Genomic DNA, 13,924 nt, shown 5'->3' with positions numbered 1-13,924 from the left:
ACAGACCGGCGTCAGACGCAGCGTCTACGCTTACCGCATGAGTTTCATGCGCTCGTTCATCGCGCTCACAGTCCTGCTCGTGGCCGTGGCCGTCGGAATCGGGGCCATGGGCGCCCACTGGGTGGACCGGCTGGCGCGCACCCCTGCACCCCTGCAGCGCATCATCGGACCTCTGGTCTCGGACAGCGAGATCACCGCTGAGCTTTCCTCCACGCTGACGGCCGAGGCGAAGAAGGCCGTGCCGGCGGAGATGCTCGAACTGCCGCTCATCGGGGAACAGATCAACCAGGTCATCACCGTCGCGGTGGTGACGGCGCTCGCGGATCCCGGCGTGCAGCGCGCCTGGAACGAGTCGATCAACCGCTCCCGTGTGGCCTATGTGAAGGCGCTCGACGCCGTGCGCGAGGACGAGACGCTGGAGGCTCCCACCATCTGGTTCGACCTCTCCCCCTTCGCCCAACTGGGGAAGGCGAAGCTGAAGGAGGTCTCGGCCGAGCCGCTGCACCCCTACCTCGACCAGGTCCAGTTGGATGAGGTCCGCCTCCCGCTGGGTCAGCCGTCGGAGTCCATCACCCGGTCCATCGCCGACGGCGTGGGCGCCGCCCGCAACTGGCCGTGGTTCTACGCGGCGGCCGGGGCGCTGGCGGTCATCGGCCTGGTCATCGGGTCACGGCGCGGCCGCTGGGTGGCGCTTCTCCTGGCGGCAGCGGCGGCGGCGGTGGGCCTGTGGTTCGGTCGGCTCACCGTCGAGAGGGTCGCCTTCCCCGAGGGCGACTCCCTGGCCGCCGCGGTGCGCACCCGGATCGTCGAGGGCGGCACCCAATCCTTCCTGGACTTCACCCAGCCCGCGCTGTACGTCGTCTACGGGCTGATCGGACTGAGCCTGCTGGCCCTGCTCCTCGCAGGAACCACCAGGCGCTCCTAGGCGAAGACGACCGGCTTCTGCGACCAGCCGCCCAGCGGGCGTTCGGCGCGGACACCGGGCTGATCCGCGGGAAGCGACAGATCCCTGGTTGCGTCGAGCACCTCTTCGAGGAGGATGCGCAACTCCAGAGTGGCCAGCGGCCGCCCAGGGCACACGTGCGGACCGGCGCCGTAGACGAGGTTCGCCCCGGCATTGGCCTCGGGCTCGTACCGGTCGGGGTCCTGGAAACGCGCCGGGTCCCGGTTCGCCTCCGTCCAGTCCACGACGAGGCGCTGGCCGTGGGCGACGGGGCAACCGCCCACCTTGGTCTCACGCGTGGCCACGCGTCGGTTGCTGACGAACGGGTCGTCGATGCGGAGCAGCTCGTCGATCGCCGCGGCGAGCGCCGACGGATCCGTGCGCCGGGAGCGGACCTCCGCCTCGATGGCCGGGTCCTGCGCAAGCTGGTGCAGGACGACGCCGGCGCAGAGGGCCAGGGACCCGAGGTCGCCGCCCGTCCAGTTGCGCAGGATGGAGATGATCTCCGGCCGGGCCAGCTGCCGGCCGTCCACCTCCTGGCGGATGAGCTCGTCGGTGACGTCCTGGGCCGGTTCGCTGAAATGCGCCGCCCGCGGGTCCACCACGCGACCGATGATGTCGTCGAACCACTGCGCCACCTCTGTGGTGCGCTCGAGGTCACCCGAGCGGGAGGCATTGGCGTTCTCCGCCACCCAGTCGATCAGTTCCTGGCGGAGTTCCGGTGACCAGCCGAGCCAGGCCAGCATCGCGTCGACGGCGAACTGCACGCCGAGGCCGTGAATGACTTCGACGGGCTCACCCTTAGGCACGGCGGCGACGGCTCGGCGGGCCACCTCCCGGACAGGTCCTTCGAGGGCGGCCATCCGCTCCTCGTTGAAGTAGGGGTCCAGCGCACGCCTGAAGGCGGCGTGCTCCTCACCGTCGAGCCCGTTGGGTACCTGCAGGAAACGCGACACCTTGCTGGAGAACGTCTCGGGGTCCTGCACCACGGCGAGGGCCTCGGCGTGTCCGGTCACCCGGATGGTGTCGCCGTCAGGGAAAGCGCTCATGGTTTGACCCTAGCGGATTGGAATAACAGGGGCACGTGGGTTGCGCCGTCAGGCCTGGGGAATGGCCCGGCCCTCGGCGTCGACGACCTCCCGGGTGCCCAGCACCCTGTCCAGTTCCACGACCGCCTCGAGAGTGGCGGCGTCCTCGCTGTCGCGGGCGCTCTCGTCGATGAGGACCTCGATCACGACCTGCTCATCGGTCTCCTCGGTCACCTCCGCGGCTGCAACGGTGTCGCCTGCGGCGGCCTGGATCTGGAGGGTGAGCGCCTGGGAATCAGGATCGCCCAAATAGGTGGACGGACTGACTTTCACGGTGTCGGTGCAGGCCATCAGGGCGCACGCGAGCGCAACTACCGCGATCCAGATCGCCGGCCGGAAACCACGTCGCTGTCGGTTCATAGGAGTTACCCTACCGGGGTTACTCCCCGCACGAAGGTGTCAACGCCGACCCGGAAATGATGCTCCGCGAGGGCGGGGTCGAACTCCGTCAGAACTCCGAGGGCGTACATCTGGGTGCGGGTCTGCTCCTCGACGACGTGCCCGAGCACGAAGTGGAGCAGAGCCGCCATCGTCGCCTCAGGTTCCGGGTGCCCCGCACGCGCGAGGAGGTCGCGGCCACCTGCCGTCGGATCAAGGGTGCCGAGGCCGAGCGCGTGGGAGGAGCTCACGAGTTCGGCGGCATCGCGATGGGTGAGCAGCGCAGCACGGAGGCTGTGGGCCCAACCGGCCAGGTCATCCACCGAAGTGAGCGTGGCGAGGATCTGGTCCGCGATCGCGGCCAGCAGCGACTGCTTATTGGGCACGTGGTAGTACAGGGCCCCCGCCTGGACACCCAGCGAATCCGCGACGCGCCGCATGCTGAGGTCTCCGAGGCCGTACTCGTCGAGGATCGCCAACCCGGCATCGACGATGGCCGCCCTGCTCAGCGCCACGAGGCCCCTTCCCTGTCCGCCCGGCTGCCCCGGCGGAGATATGCACGCGACCACCCTACTGGCACGCCTACGCTGGAGGCATGCGTGAGTTCCACAAGCCAGTCCGACGCCCCGGCGACATCATCGAGGCGCTCCACGGCGCCGGCGACCCTGCAGAGCTCGGGGGGCTGGCCCACGACACGGCCGCCGCTCTCCTCCACCGGGTACGCACAGCGCCGGACCCGCGGATCGTCGACAGGCTGATCGGGTACGCCGACGAGCACGGGATCGACGATGTCGCCGAGCTGTGGGCCGACGCGCCCGCGGAGACGTTGCCCGGCGCGCTGTGGCGGCTGTACCTCGTCCGGCACACCGTGGCCGCCAACCCCGAGGACGCGGGCCGCATCTTCGCCCGGGGTGCGGAGGTCGACGGCGTGAACCAGGCCATCGCGGGCTCCCCGCACGCCCCCACCCCGGCGGAAGTGGTGGTCCTGGTCAACCAGATCCTGCGCGGCGCCTTCACCGGCGACTTCGCCGTGGCGCTCGAGCGCGCCTCCGCGTTCAGCCGGGTGATGGCGGCAGGTGCTGCGGAACTGGGCCCGCGCCACGACGACCACGAGCGGCTCACCGCCGGCTACACGACGATGGCCGAGGAGTTCACGATGCAGGCGAAACTGTGGCGATCAGGGCAACTGACTTGAGCCTCAGCGCGGAGCCATTACACTCGGTAGATGCCGGGCCGCGGTAACCCCGGGCTCCACTTCAAGCCGCTTCGAGCGGCCACGCGCCGAGAGGCGTTCTGCGGTCCGGCCCTCACTTCTTCAACGCCATGCGGGCCCTGCAGCGTGATCGCTGCTGGGCCCGCATCGTTCCCGTATCTTCCGATACTCAGGCGCGCTGGACCGCGCCGAAGCGCTCCTCCGCCATCTTCACCGCGGACTGCCTGGCCGCCGCCGCCTCTGCGTCGGTCAGCGTCCGATCGGCGCGGAAACGCAGCGCGAACGCCAGCGACTTCTTCCCCTCGCCCACCTGGTCGCCCGTGTAGACGTCGAACAGCGCGATCGACTCGAGCAGTTCACCGGCACCCTCAGCCAGAGCTGCCTCCACCTCGACGGAGGCGATGTCGGCGTCGACGATCAGCGCCACGTCCTCCTTCGCCATGGGGAAGGAGCGCATGGGCTCGATGTCGCCACCGCGGACGGCGTGGCCCAACAGCAGGTCGGCGTTGAACTCGACGGCGCAGCTGCGTTCCGGCAGGCGGAAAGCGGCGACCACCCGGGGGTGCAGTTCACCCGCGTGGCCCAGCACGATGCCGTTGACCGACAGCTCGGCACACCGGCCGGGATGCCACGGCGCCATCTCCACGTTGCGGCGCTCCAGTTCGACGCCGACCGCCGCGGCGGCCGCTTCGGCGAACGCGACGACGTGCGTCCAGTCGGCGACGACGGCGGGACCGTCCCAGCCTGCGGACTTCCAGTTGCCGGTCACGACGGCGGCCATGGTTTCGGGCTGCGCGGGCAGCGCTGCGTCGAGCGCGGCCAACTCATCCTCGGTGGGGCGGGTGGCGACTCCGGGGCGGGGGGCGTCGGGCTCCCCGCCGTCGAAGAAGACCCTGCCCTTCTCGAACAGCGCCAGATCCGGAAGGCTGCGCGACGTGTTGCGAGCGACGGCCGTGAACAGGCCGGGCAGCAACGAGGTGCGCAGGTAGCTGTGCGTCTCCGACAGCGGGTTGGCCAGCTTCACGAGGCGTCGACGGGGGTCCGCCTCAGCGACACCCAACTGGTCGAGCTCATCGACCGAGACGAACGGCAGGGACAACACCTCGGTGAAACCCAGGCCCGCCACCGCGCGCATCGCGGCGCGCCGGTCACGGATGGCCGGGTCGAGGCCGCGGGTCACGGGGGGGACGGGCAGGGTCATGCCGATCCGGTCGAAGCCGACGTGACGGCCGACCTCCTCCACCACGTCATAGGGGTCCACGAGGTCGTTGCGCCAGCTGGGGGCGGTGACGGTCAGCGAGTCCCCCAGCGCGGTCACCCCGATCGACGCGGCGTTGAGCAGGCGCAGCGTCTCGTCCTGCTCGACGCGGGTACCCAGCACGTCGGAGATCAGGCCGCTGCGCAGCGACACCGTGTGCGGCACGGGGGCGGAACCGACGACGGTCTCGGCCGTCACCTGTCCCCCACCGTGGGTGGTCAGCAGCTTCGCGGCGCGCTTGGCGGCGGCGTAGGGCAGCTGCGGGTCGACGCCGCGCTCGAAGCGCTTCGAGGCCTCGGACGGCAGTCCGTGACGGCGGAACGTGCGCGACACCGAGGTGGCCTCGAAGTGCGCGGCTTCGAGGACGATCCTCGTGGTGCCCTCCGAAACCTCGGTGTTCTCGCCGCCCATGACGCCGGCCATACCGATGGGGCCGGAATCATCCGTGATCAGCAGGTCGTCGGTCGTGAGCGTGCGGTCCTGGCCGTCCAGCGTGGTCAGGCGCTCACCCTCGTGCGCGAGCCGCACCCGGATGGGGCCCTGCAGCTTGTCGCCGTCGTAGGCGTGCAGCGGCTGGCCGGATTCGAGCATCACGTAGTTGGTGACGTCGACGGCGAGCGAGATCGAACGCACGCCCGAGGCGCGCAGCCGCTCAGCCATCCACTCGGGAGAGGACGCGGCGGGATCGATGCCTTCGATGGTCAGCGCCACGAAGGAGGTGCAGCGCTCGGATTCCAGCACCAGCGGATGGCCGCCCTCAACGGGCTCGGGCAGGGGCTGGCGGTAGGTGTCCTCGAAGGTCACGCCGTTGGCGATGGCCGCCTCGCGGGCCAGCCCGCGCAGCGACAGGCAGTAACTCAGGTCCGGCGTCACATCGATGTCGAGCACCTCGTCGGCGCTCCACAGGATGTCCTGCGCCTGGGTGCCGGGCTCCGCGGTGCCGGGGGCGAGCACGATGATGCCGTCGTGATCCTCGCCGAGGCCCAACTCGAGCTCCGAGACGATCATGCCGTCGGAGACGTGGCCGTAGGTCTTGCGGGCGGCGATCTCGAAGTTGCCGGGGAGGACGGTGCCAGGCAGCGACACGACGACGAGGTCGCCCTCGGCGAAGTTGTGCGCGCCGCAGACGATGCCGCGGGAGGACGGGAACTCGTCGGTGGCAGGGTCGTTGTGCCCGCCGACGTCCACGCGGCAGTAGCGGATGGTCTTGCCATTCTTCTGCGGTTCGTCGACGTGGCTGAGCACGCGTCCGACCACCAGCGGGCCCGTCACCGGCGACTCCGTGGACTCGATGCGTTCGACGGTGAGCCCCACCGCGGTGAACTGCTCGGCGAGCTTGGCGGTGGTGACGTCGGAGGGCAGCGTGACGAGGTCGCGCAACCAGGAGACGGGGGCCTTCATCGGGCTCCTCCCAGGATGGATCGGCTGAAGCGGATGTCGCCCTCCACGAAATCGCGGAGGTCGGGGGCGCCGGTGCGGAACATGACCGTGCGGTCGATGCCCATACCGAACGCGAAGCCGGAGTAGACCTCCGGGTCCACGCCGCAGGCCCGCAGGACCCGCGGGTTCACGACGCCGCAACCGCCCCACTCGATCCAGCCTTCGGAACGGCAGGTGCGGCAGGGCGCGTCAGGGTTGCCGACGGACTCGCCGTGGCACACGAAGCACTGCACGTCTACCTCGGCCGAGGGCTCAGTGAACGGGAAGTAGTGGGGGCGCATGCGGGTGGCGGTGTCGCCACCGAACATGGCCTTGGCCAGGTGGTCGAGCGTGCCGCGCAGGTCCGACATGGAAATGCCCTTGTCCACGACGAGGCCCTCCAGCTGGTGGAAGACCGGGAGGTGCGTCGCGTCGTACTCATCGGCGCGGAACACCTTGCCGGGGACGACGACATACAGCGGCACACCGTGCGTCAGGAGGGCGCGCGCCTGGACCGGGGAGGTCTGGGTGCGCAGCAGCTTGCCTGCCGACGGCGGGTCGATCCAGAGGGTGTCCTGCAGGGCCCGCGCGGGGTGGTCCACCGGCACGTTGAGGGCGTCGAAGTTGTACCACTCCGCTTCGAGCTGCGGACCGTCGGCGACCTCCCAGCCCATGTCCGCGAAGACGTCGATCATCTCGTCGATCTGGTTGGTGATGGGGTGCAGCGCCCCGCGCGGGCCGGTGGTGACCGGGAGGGTCATGTCGATGCGCTCGGCGATCAACGAGGCCTCAAGCTCAGCGGCCGCGACCTCTTCCTGGCGAGCCTCGAAGGCCTGGTTGACCTGGCCGCGGGCCTTGCCGATGCGCTGCCCGGCCTCCTTGCGTGCCTGCGGGGGCAGGGCGCCGATCTCGCGGTTGGCGAGCGCCAGCGGCGAGGTGTCGCCCGCGTGGTCGTGCCGCGCCTGCTTGAGTTCAGCCGTCGTGACCGCGGCGCCGATGGCTGCCAGCGCGTCAGCGACGAAACCGTCGATGGCCGCCGGGTCGAGCGAGGCGACCTGCTTGGGATCGAAGTTGTCGTTTGGCCCCGACATGGGTCCCTCCTTGTTCACTGTTGCGTGGATGGACGGCGCGGTGCCGTCATCCTGCTGAAGAGCGTCGTTGTGCGGAGGCGGTGGCGTAGAGGCACACCGCAGCAGCGCTGGAGAGATTGAGGCTCTCCGCCCCACCCCACATTGGCACGGCCACCACCTCGTCGGCCAACTCACGGTCTTCTTCGGGCAGTCCCCATGCCTCGTTGCCCATGATCCAGGCCACAGGGCCGCTGAGTTCGCCGGCGGCGGCCTTCAGGTCGAGCGGGTCCCCGTCGCCGTCGGCCGCCAGCACCGTCATGCCCATGGCCTTGACCTTGGCTACCGCCTCAGCGAGTGGCACCCCGGTGAGGATGGGGAGGTGGAAGAGGCTGCCGACGGTGGAGCGCACCGTCTTGGGGTTGTAGATCTCGACGCTTCCCGTGGTGAGGATCACGCCGTCGGCGCCGAAGGCGTCCGCGCAGCGGATCACGGTGCCGGCGTTGCCCGGGTCCCGGACCTGCGCGCAGATCACGAGGAGGCGGGCGTCGGTGACGTCCTCCCAGCCGAACGACAACTGGCGGCAGACCGCCACGATCCCCTGCGGGGTGACCGTGTCGCTCAGCGTGCGCATCTGCTGGTCCGCGGCCTGCCACACGGGCACGTTCACGGCGTCGAGCAGATCGGCGTGTTTGGCGGGGTCATCGACGATGACCTCCTCCACCAGCGAACCGACGGCCAGCGCCTCGCGCACGGCCTGTCGGCCCTCAGCCAGGAAGAGCCCGGCCGTGTCGCGGCCACGTCGCCCCGTCAAACGACGAACCGAACGCAGCACCGAGGCGGGAAGGCCGGGGGCTGCGTCCGGTCGAAGGGTCACTGAGTCCGCTTTCAGGCGGCTGCAGCGGGCTGGTTGTCCTTGGCGACGGCGACGAGGGCGTTGAACGCCGTGATGTCGTTGACGGCAAGGTCGGCGAGGATCTTGCGATCCACCTCGACACCGGCGTTCTTCAGGCCGTTGATGAAACGGTTGTAGGTCATGCCCTCGGCGCGGACGGCAGCGTTGATGCGCTGGATCCAGAGGCCGCGGAAGTCGCCCTTCTTGGCGCGACGGTCGCGGTAGGCGTAGGTGTACGAGTGGAGCAGCTGCTCCTTTGCCTTGCGGTACAGACGCGACCGCTGGCCGCGGTAACCCTTCGCCTGCTCGAGAACTTCGCGGCGCTTCTTGAGCGCGTTCACCGAACGCTTCACGCGTGCCATGGTGACTCCTTGGGTGGTGTGTGTGATTCAGAAAGATGGTGGGGTGGGAACTGCGTCCCGGCTTGAGCCCCGGCCTGGGCCGGGTTCAGCGTGCGGGATCAGCGGCCCTTGTGCTTGCCGAGCAGCTTGCGCACCGACTTGACGTCGGCCTTGGACACCTGGGCGGTGCCCTTCAGGCGACGCAGGCGCGTCGAGCCGAAGGTCTCGTTGAGGTGGCCGAGGTTGGCCTGAGCACGACGGATCTTGCCAGTGCCCGTCATCTTGAACCGCTTCTTCGCACCGGAGTGCGTCTTCATCTTCGGCATATCTAGCTCGCTTTCCTACTCGATCTCAGAGATCGATGTCTGGGTCCATGTTGTCTGCAGGACCACGCTTCTTCTGGTGGGCATCCGTCTGGGCGGCGGCGCGGAGTTCCGCTTCCATCACCCGTTCGTTCTCGGCCTGCTCCCTGCGCTCCGCCATGCGGCGGTCGCGGTCGGCGGCCTGATCGACCTTCGCTTCGGTCTTCTTCTTGGTGGGTCCGAGCACCATGAGCATGTTTCGGCCGTCCTGCTTGGGAGAGGCTTCGATGAAGCCGAACTCCGCCACGTCGGCCGCCAGGCGGCGCAGCAGTTCCATGCCCAGTTCGGGGCGGGACTGCTCGCGGCCGCGGAACATGATGGTGATCTTCACCTTGTCACCGGCTTTGAGGAAGCGGACCACGTGGCCCTTCTTCGTCTCGTAATCGTGCTGATCGATCTTGAGGCGGAGCTTCATCTCCTTGGTGGTGACGTTCTGCTGGTTCTTGCGGGCGTCGCGCACCTTCTGTGCCGCCTCGTACTTGAACTTGCCGTAGTCCATCAGCTTGGCGACCGGCGGACGCGCCTGCGGGGCCACTTCGACAAGATCCAGATCGTTCTCCGCCGCGAGACGCAGGGCGTCCTCGACGCGCACGATGCCGACCTGCTCGCCATTGGGGCCGACGAGCCGGACTTCGGGTACTCGGATGCGATCGTTGATCCGCGGTTCAGTGCTGATGGGTCCTCCAGTTGAAGAGTTGGTATGTACTGGTCAACAGCAAAAGGCCCCTGCACATGCAGAGGCCCACACACCAACTCGACGACGGAGCAACCGCTCGTCGTGGGGTGACCCGGCCGCCACAGCAACTCGGGTGGGAGTGGAACTCCGCTTTATCAGGGCAGCCGGAAGCCGCCAACCTTGAATATTATACGCAGGCCGCCCTGCATCTTCCAAAACCGGGCTCGCCGGGGCCCGGCAGCGTGGTCAGGCTTCGTCGTCCTCGGCGTACTTCACCCACGCGAAGTCCTCGCCCTCGAACTCGACGAGACGGAAACCGTCGGCGAACTTCTGCAGCGCGTCGCCGGCGATCACGAACGGTACAGGGCCGGCGACGTCGATCAGCAATTGCTCCGCGTCAGCGGCCTCGACGGTGGCGCAGAGCTCGTCGAGCAGGCAGGGCACGGGCCGCGCGTCGGCCTCCCAGGCCTTGAGGGAGTCGTAGCCGGTGAAGGCCAGGAGGTAACTGCCGGACTCGTCCGTGAGCGTGACGGCCGCCATCTCCGCGTGACGGTCCGGGTCCGGGGCGTCACCGCCCTCGTCACCGCTGGCCACGATCGGCAGGAGCAGGCGGCTGGTGCAGAGTGCCACCAGGGCCCTGATGTAGCCGTTGTGGTCCTGGGCGCGCGCGATGGCGGCGCGGGTCAACGGATCCGCCGCCCCGTCGTCCCCGGCGAAGCGGGAGTTCGGTTGTGCCAGGGAGCGCAGTTCGACCATGCCCAGAACCCTAGCCGTTCATGCGCCCGCGGCGATGTGTCAGACTGGGGGACATGCCCATTGAGCTCATCGGGACCATCGCCGTCGCCGTCGTGATCCTCGCCATCGCCGCAGGAGTCACCGCCCGGGTGGGAAGGGTGCGGCCGCTGATCATCGGGCTGGGCCTGGCCGCCATCCCCGTGGGGCTGTACCTCACCGGCCTGCTCAGGCTGCTCATCAACGGGATCATGAGCCTGGTGGACTGGTTCCAGCGCACCGTGTTCACCAACGCCGTGGCGTGGGGCCTGGGCCTGCTGGTGGGCGGCATCATCCTCACCGTCGTGGGGCTCATGCTGCCCCGGAGGCCCGCCCGTGAGCATGCGGCTCAGCCGGCCGCGGGCAGGGAGGCCCCCCAGCGCAACCGCACCAGGCAGGTGCCCGGCGCCACCGCGGCCAAGCCCGCCACCGGCACCGCGCCGTCGACGCCCTCCCCCGCCGCGAAGCCGGCCGCCAAGCCCGCCGCGGCTCAGAAGGGCACAGACCCCGAGGATGCGGAGATCGAAGCGCTGCTGCGCAAGCGCGGCATCATGTGAGCTGGGCGGATCAGCGGGGTCAGTCGGCGTCGGCGCTGCTGTAGCCCGCCGAGGTCGCCCCATTGGCCTTCAGCCACCGGCGCAGTTCGATGATCTTGCGCTTGCCACCCTCACCTTCGAGGAACTGGATGGCCAGCACGGGCCTGCGCTTGAGGGTGTCCTCCTGCTTGACCAGCAGTGAACTCCAGGCATCGCCGGGACGCAACCGCACCCCCGCGATCGTGTCCACGCCGTAGCGGCGCAGGAAAGGCCCGTTGCGGACGGTGACCACACCGTCGGCCGCCCACAGCCGTGAATAGCCGACGGACAGCATGATGGCGATCATCAGGAACACGATGAACAGCAGCGTGCCCGCCTGAGCCCAGGTGACCTGCCCACGGATCTCCGGACCCAGCGCGTACCAGCCGTACAGCGCGCCGAAGAGCAGCACCATGGACAGCACGACACCGGTCATCAGCGCCGGCGGGCTGGAGTATGAGAGCCTCGCGGGGACGGGGTCTTCCCCGGGGGTGAGCGGCTGGTCGACGGGATCTGTCACGACGCTCCTCAGAGCCTGCAGGCGGCGAGTTCGGTGAGCAGGATGCCCCGCGCGCCGGCGTCGTGGAGGCGGTCCATGAGGAGGTGGGCGCCCTTCCGGGGAACCAGCACACGCACGGCGCTCCAGCCCTCCTTCGAGAGCGCCGACACCGTCGGGCCCTCCACGCCCGGGGCCAGCGACGTGGTGGCCTCCAGGTCATCTGTGTGCACGTTGTAGTCGAGCATCATGTAGTTCTGGGCGACGAGCACCGAGTGCAGGCGGGTCTTCAGCGCCTCCGCCAGAGGCGGCAGCGCGCTGCCGCCGTTGCGCTGGATGAGGACGGCCTCGGATTCGCAGATCGGGTCGCCGAACATCTCGAGGCCCGCGCGACGCAGCGTGGTGCCGGTGTCGACGACGTCAGCCACGACGTCGGCGACGCCGAGCCGGATGGCGGATTCGACCGCGCCGTCGAGCCCGACGAGTTCGGCCTCGATCCCCTTCTCGTCGAGGTATGTCTGGAGCAGACCGGTGTAGGAGGAGGCGATGCGCTTGCCGCGGAGGTCTTCCAGCGTCATCGACGACCCGTTGACGGCAGCGAAACGGAACCGGGAGCCGCCGAAACCGAGCGCCATGACCTCGGTGGCATCGGCCGCCGAATCCAGGAGCATGTCGCGGCCGGTGATGCCGATGTCCAGATGGCCGCGGCCGATGTAGATCGCGATGTCACGGGGACGGAGGTAGTAGAACTCCACGCCGTGATCGGTGTCGATCAGCGTGAGGTCCTTGCTGTCCGTGCGCTGGCGGTAGCCGGCGGAGCGCAGCATCTGGGACGCGGCCTCGGCGAGGGCGCCCTTGTTGGGCACGGCAATGCGAAGGAGTCGTTCGGTGATCACGTTCGGTTCGTCCTCAGAGGTAGCGGTAGATGTCGTCGAGGTCGAGATCAAGGGCGATCATCATGACCTGCAGATGGTAGAGCAGCTGGCTGATCTCCTCGGCGGCCTGGTCCTTCGACTCGTACTCGGCGGCCATCCACACCTCGGCGGCCTCCTCGACGACTTTCTTGCCGATGGCGTGCACGCCGGCGTCCAGCCGCTCCACCGTGCTCGAGCCTTCGGGCCGGTTGCGCGCGGTTTCGGTGAGCTGCTCGAAGAGCTGTTCGAAGGACTTCACGTTTCCAGACCTTATCGCTTAGAGCTTGATGCCGAGCAGCGCGTCGACCGCGGCGGACATCTCCGAGATGGCGTCGGTGTCGTCGCCACCGATGCTGAGGCTGGCCGCCGCCCAGGTGTCGACGGCCGCGAGGGCGGCAGGGGCGTCGAGGTTGTTGCGGAGCGCGGTACGCATGGCGGCGATCGTCTCGCCCGCGGGCAGCGCCCCGCCGTCGTTGACCATGCCCCGCCACAGGGCGAGGCGCTCGGTGGCCCGTTCGAGCTGGTCCGGCGTCCACTCCCAGTTCTCCTGGTAGTGGTGGTCCAGCAGCGCCAGCCTGATGGCCATGGGATCCGCCCCGGCCTTGCGCAGGCGGCTGACAAGCTCGAGGTTGCCCTTGGACTTGCTCATCTTCTCGCCGTGGAGCGCCACCAGGCCGGAGTGCACGAAGGCATCCGCGAGGGGCTCACGGCTGGCCACGATGGCCTGCGCCGCGCACATCTCGTGGTGCGGGAAGACGAGGTCCGCCCCGCCACCCTGGACGTCGAAGTTCGCTCCGAGGTAGCGCAGCGAGATGGCTGTGCACTCGATGTGCCAGCCGGGACGACCCGCACCGAGTTGCGAGGACCAGCTGGGTTCGCCGTCGCGGGAGTAGCGCCACAGCAGGCTGTCGAGCGGGTGCCGCTTGCCCGGGCGGTCCGGGTCGCCGCCGTTCTCACGGAAGCTGGCGATCATCTCGGCCTCGCTGAGGTGACTGACGCCGCCGAAGCCTGGCGCGGCTGCCGTGTTGAAGTACCAGTCCGGGTGCTCGTCGTCGCCCACCTGGTAGATGAAACCGCTGGCGAGCAGGTCGTCGATCAGTTCGGTGACGCAGCTGATGGACTCCACGGCTCCGATGTAGTTGTTCGGGGGCAGGACGCGCAGGTCCTGCATGTCGCTGCGGAACAGTTCGGTCTGGTCCGCGGCCAGTTCCTCCCATTCGACGCCGGTCTCGGCGGCACGCTCGAGGAGCGGGTCGTCGACATCGGTGACGTTCTGGGTGTAGTCGACGTTGAGCCCGAGGTCGCGCCAGACGCGGTTGATCAGGTCGAACGTGAGGTAGGTGTTGGCGTGACCCAGATGCGTGGCGTCGTAGGGGGTGATGCCGCACACGTACATGCGCGCGGTCTCCACGTCCGCGGCCACAGGCACCTGGCTGCGCGACGCTGTGTCGAACAGGGTGAGTTTGTCCGGAACGGCGCCACCCGAGGGCGGCAGGGCCGGGACGTCAACGGTTTCCCACGCATACAT

At 69.0% G+C, this 13,924-nt stretch carries 17 protein-coding genes; 3 read left to right on the top strand and 14 right to left on the bottom strand.

All coding sequences use genetic code 11. The features are described from left to right. Positions 1-37: 37 nt before the first annotated feature. Positions 38-925 carry a hypothetical protein gene (locus tag ACX1DX_RS01740; protein ID WP_459397459.1) on the top strand — a complete coding sequence of 296 codons (888 nt, stop codon included), beginning with the start codon at positions 38-40 and terminating at the stop codon, positions 923-925. Here the strand turns inward: ACX1DX_RS01740 and ACX1DX_RS01735 are convergent. From ACX1DX_RS01735 to ACX1DX_RS01725, 3 genes are read right to left on the bottom strand one after another with little or no spacing between them, the layout of a single operon-like run. Further along, positions 922-1,992, bottom strand: coding sequence for a cytochrome P450 (locus ACX1DX_RS01735; protein WP_182764293.1), 1,071 nt, complete (start codon positions 1,990-1,992; stop codon positions 922-924). The genes ACX1DX_RS01740 and ACX1DX_RS01735 overlap by 4 nt on opposite strands. 48 nt (positions 1,993-2,040) lie before the next feature. Then, the gene (locus tag ACX1DX_RS01730) at positions 2,041-2,391 is read right to left on the bottom strand and encodes a hypothetical protein (RefSeq protein ID WP_459397458.1); all 351 of its coding nucleotides are present in this window, start codon (positions 2,389-2,391) and stop codon (positions 2,041-2,043) included. Positions 2,392-2,396: 5 nt separating this feature from the next. Then, entirely contained in the window at positions 2,397-2,924 is a 528-nt protein-coding gene (locus tag ACX1DX_RS01725) for a TetR family transcriptional regulator (RefSeq protein WP_459397457.1), read from the bottom strand. 80 nt (positions 2,925-3,004) lie between these two features. Here ACX1DX_RS01725 and ACX1DX_RS01720 point away from each other — a divergent pair, with 80 nt between their 5' ends. Next, positions 3,005-3,604: a DNA-directed RNA polymerase subunit beta gene (locus ACX1DX_RS01720; protein WP_182764296.1), complete on the top strand. Its 600-nt coding sequence runs from the start codon at positions 3,005-3,007 to the stop codon at positions 3,602-3,604. A gap of 187 nt (positions 3,605-3,791) precedes the next feature. Here the strand turns inward: ACX1DX_RS01720 and pheT are convergent, their stop codons facing one another. The 7 genes from pheT to ACX1DX_RS01685 all read right to left on the bottom strand — a co-directional run bounded on the left by pheT (position 3,792) and on the right by ACX1DX_RS01685 (position 10,396). Beyond that, the gene (pheT, locus tag ACX1DX_RS01715) at positions 3,792-6,281 is read right to left on the bottom strand and encodes a phenylalanine--tRNA ligase subunit beta (protein WP_459397456.1); all 2,490 of its coding nucleotides are present in this window, start codon (positions 6,279-6,281) and stop codon (positions 3,792-3,794) included. Beyond that, a complete protein-coding gene (pheS, locus tag ACX1DX_RS01710) occupies positions 6,278-7,390 on the bottom strand; it encodes a phenylalanine--tRNA ligase subunit alpha (protein ID WP_459397455.1) in 1,113 nt (370 codons plus the stop codon). The genes pheT and pheS overlap by 4 nt, the downstream gene beginning before the upstream one ends. Before the next feature lie 46 nt (positions 7,391-7,436). Then, on the bottom strand, positions 7,437-8,243 hold the full coding sequence (locus ACX1DX_RS01705; protein WP_459397454.1) for a TrmH family RNA methyltransferase: 807 nt from the start codon (positions 8,241-8,243) through the stop codon (positions 7,437-7,439). A gap of 11 nt (positions 8,244-8,254) precedes the next feature. After that, positions 8,255-8,623, bottom strand: coding sequence for a 50S ribosomal protein L20 (gene rplT / locus ACX1DX_RS01700; protein WP_076063952.1), 369 nt, complete (start codon positions 8,621-8,623; stop codon positions 8,255-8,257). 98 nt (positions 8,624-8,721) lie between these two features. Further along, positions 8,722-8,928: a 50S ribosomal protein L35 gene (rpmI, locus tag ACX1DX_RS01695; RefSeq protein ID WP_076063949.1), complete on the bottom strand. Its 207-nt coding sequence runs from the start codon at positions 8,926-8,928 to the stop codon at positions 8,722-8,724. 25 nt (positions 8,929-8,953) lie between these two features. Continuing rightward, entirely contained in the window at positions 8,954-9,622 is a 669-nt protein-coding gene (infC, locus tag ACX1DX_RS01690; RefSeq protein WP_371811088.1) for a translation initiation factor IF-3, read from the bottom strand. 264 nt (positions 9,623-9,886) lie between these two features. Then, positions 9,887-10,396 carry an SseB family protein gene (locus tag ACX1DX_RS01685; RefSeq protein ID WP_182764300.1) on the bottom strand — a complete coding sequence of 170 codons (510 nt, stop codon included), beginning with the start codon at positions 10,394-10,396 and terminating at the stop codon, positions 9,887-9,889. 53 nt (positions 10,397-10,449) lie between these two features. On the opposite strand from ACX1DX_RS01685, the gene ACX1DX_RS01680 reads away from it, so the two are divergent. Continuing rightward, positions 10,450-10,968, top strand: coding sequence for a hypothetical protein (locus tag ACX1DX_RS01680; protein WP_459397453.1), 519 nt, complete (start codon positions 10,450-10,452; stop codon positions 10,966-10,968). Between the two features lie 19 nt (positions 10,969-10,987). On the opposite strand, the gene ACX1DX_RS01675 is transcribed toward ACX1DX_RS01680, so the two are convergent. The 4 genes from ACX1DX_RS01675 to mshC are packed head-to-tail and all read right to left on the bottom strand — an operon-like array spanning position 10,988 to position 13,924. Further along, entirely contained in the window at positions 10,988-11,506 is a 519-nt protein-coding gene (locus tag ACX1DX_RS01675; RefSeq protein WP_182764302.1) for a hypothetical protein, read from the bottom strand. 8 nt (positions 11,507-11,514) lie between these two features. Further along, positions 11,515-12,378 (bottom strand): ATP phosphoribosyltransferase, encoded by an 864-nt coding sequence (gene hisG / locus ACX1DX_RS01670; protein WP_459397452.1) that lies wholly within the window; start codon positions 12,376-12,378, stop codon positions 11,515-11,517. A gap of 13 nt (positions 12,379-12,391) precedes the next feature. Continuing rightward, positions 12,392-12,655, bottom strand: a complete 264-nt coding sequence (locus ACX1DX_RS01665) for a phosphoribosyl-ATP diphosphatase (RefSeq protein ID WP_182764303.1) — start codon at positions 12,653-12,655, stop codon at positions 12,392-12,394. Positions 12,656-12,673: 18 nt separating this feature from the next. Continuing rightward, complete coding sequence (gene mshC, locus ACX1DX_RS01660) at positions 12,674-13,924, bottom strand: cysteine--1-D-myo-inosityl 2-amino-2-deoxy-alpha-D-glucopyranoside ligase (RefSeq protein WP_459397451.1); 1,251 nt, start codon at positions 13,922-13,924, stop codon at positions 12,674-12,676.

It is taken from the genome of Tessaracoccus zhenghani, assembly GCF_054552775.1.
This window is presented reverse-complemented; position numbering and strand designations above follow the sequence as displayed.

Bases quoted from the DNA above. Each gene is read 5' to 3' on its own strand.
- mshC (WP_459397451.1), bottom strand. From the start codon at position 13,924: ATGTATGCGTGGGAAACCGTTGACGTCCCGGCCCTGCCGCCCTCGGGT.
- ACX1DX_RS01735 (WP_182764293.1), bottom strand. From the start codon at position 1,992: ATGAGCGCTTTCCCTGACGGCGACACCATCCGGGTGACCGGACACGCC.
- pheT (WP_459397456.1), bottom strand. From the start codon at position 6,281: ATGAAGGCCCCCGTCTCCTGGTTGCGCGACCTCGTCACGCTGCCCTCC.
- ACX1DX_RS01740 (WP_459397459.1), top strand. From the start codon at position 38: ATGAGTTTCATGCGCTCGTTCATCGCGCTCACAGTCCTGCTCGTGGCC.
- rpmI (WP_076063949.1), bottom strand. From the start codon at position 8,928: ATGCCGAAGATGAAGACGCACTCCGGTGCGAAGAAGCGGTTCAAGATG.
- ACX1DX_RS01730 (WP_459397458.1), bottom strand. From the start codon at position 2,391: ATGAACCGACAGCGACGTGGTTTCCGGCCGGCGATCTGGATCGCGGTA.
- pheS (WP_459397455.1), bottom strand. From the start codon at position 7,390: ATGTCGGGGCCAAACGACAACTTCGATCCCAAGCAGGTCGCCTCGCTC.
- ACX1DX_RS01680 (WP_459397453.1), top strand. From the start codon at position 10,450: ATGCCCATTGAGCTCATCGGGACCATCGCCGTCGCCGTCGTGATCCTC.
- ACX1DX_RS01720 (WP_182764296.1), top strand. From the start codon at position 3,005: ATGCGTGAGTTCCACAAGCCAGTCCGACGCCCCGGCGACATCATCGAG.
- ACX1DX_RS01685 (WP_182764300.1), bottom strand. From the start codon at position 10,396: ATGGTCGAACTGCGCTCCCTGGCACAACCGAACTCCCGCTTCGCCGGG.
- rplT (WP_076063952.1), bottom strand. From the start codon at position 8,623: ATGGCACGCGTGAAGCGTTCGGTGAACGCGCTCAAGAAGCGCCGCGAA.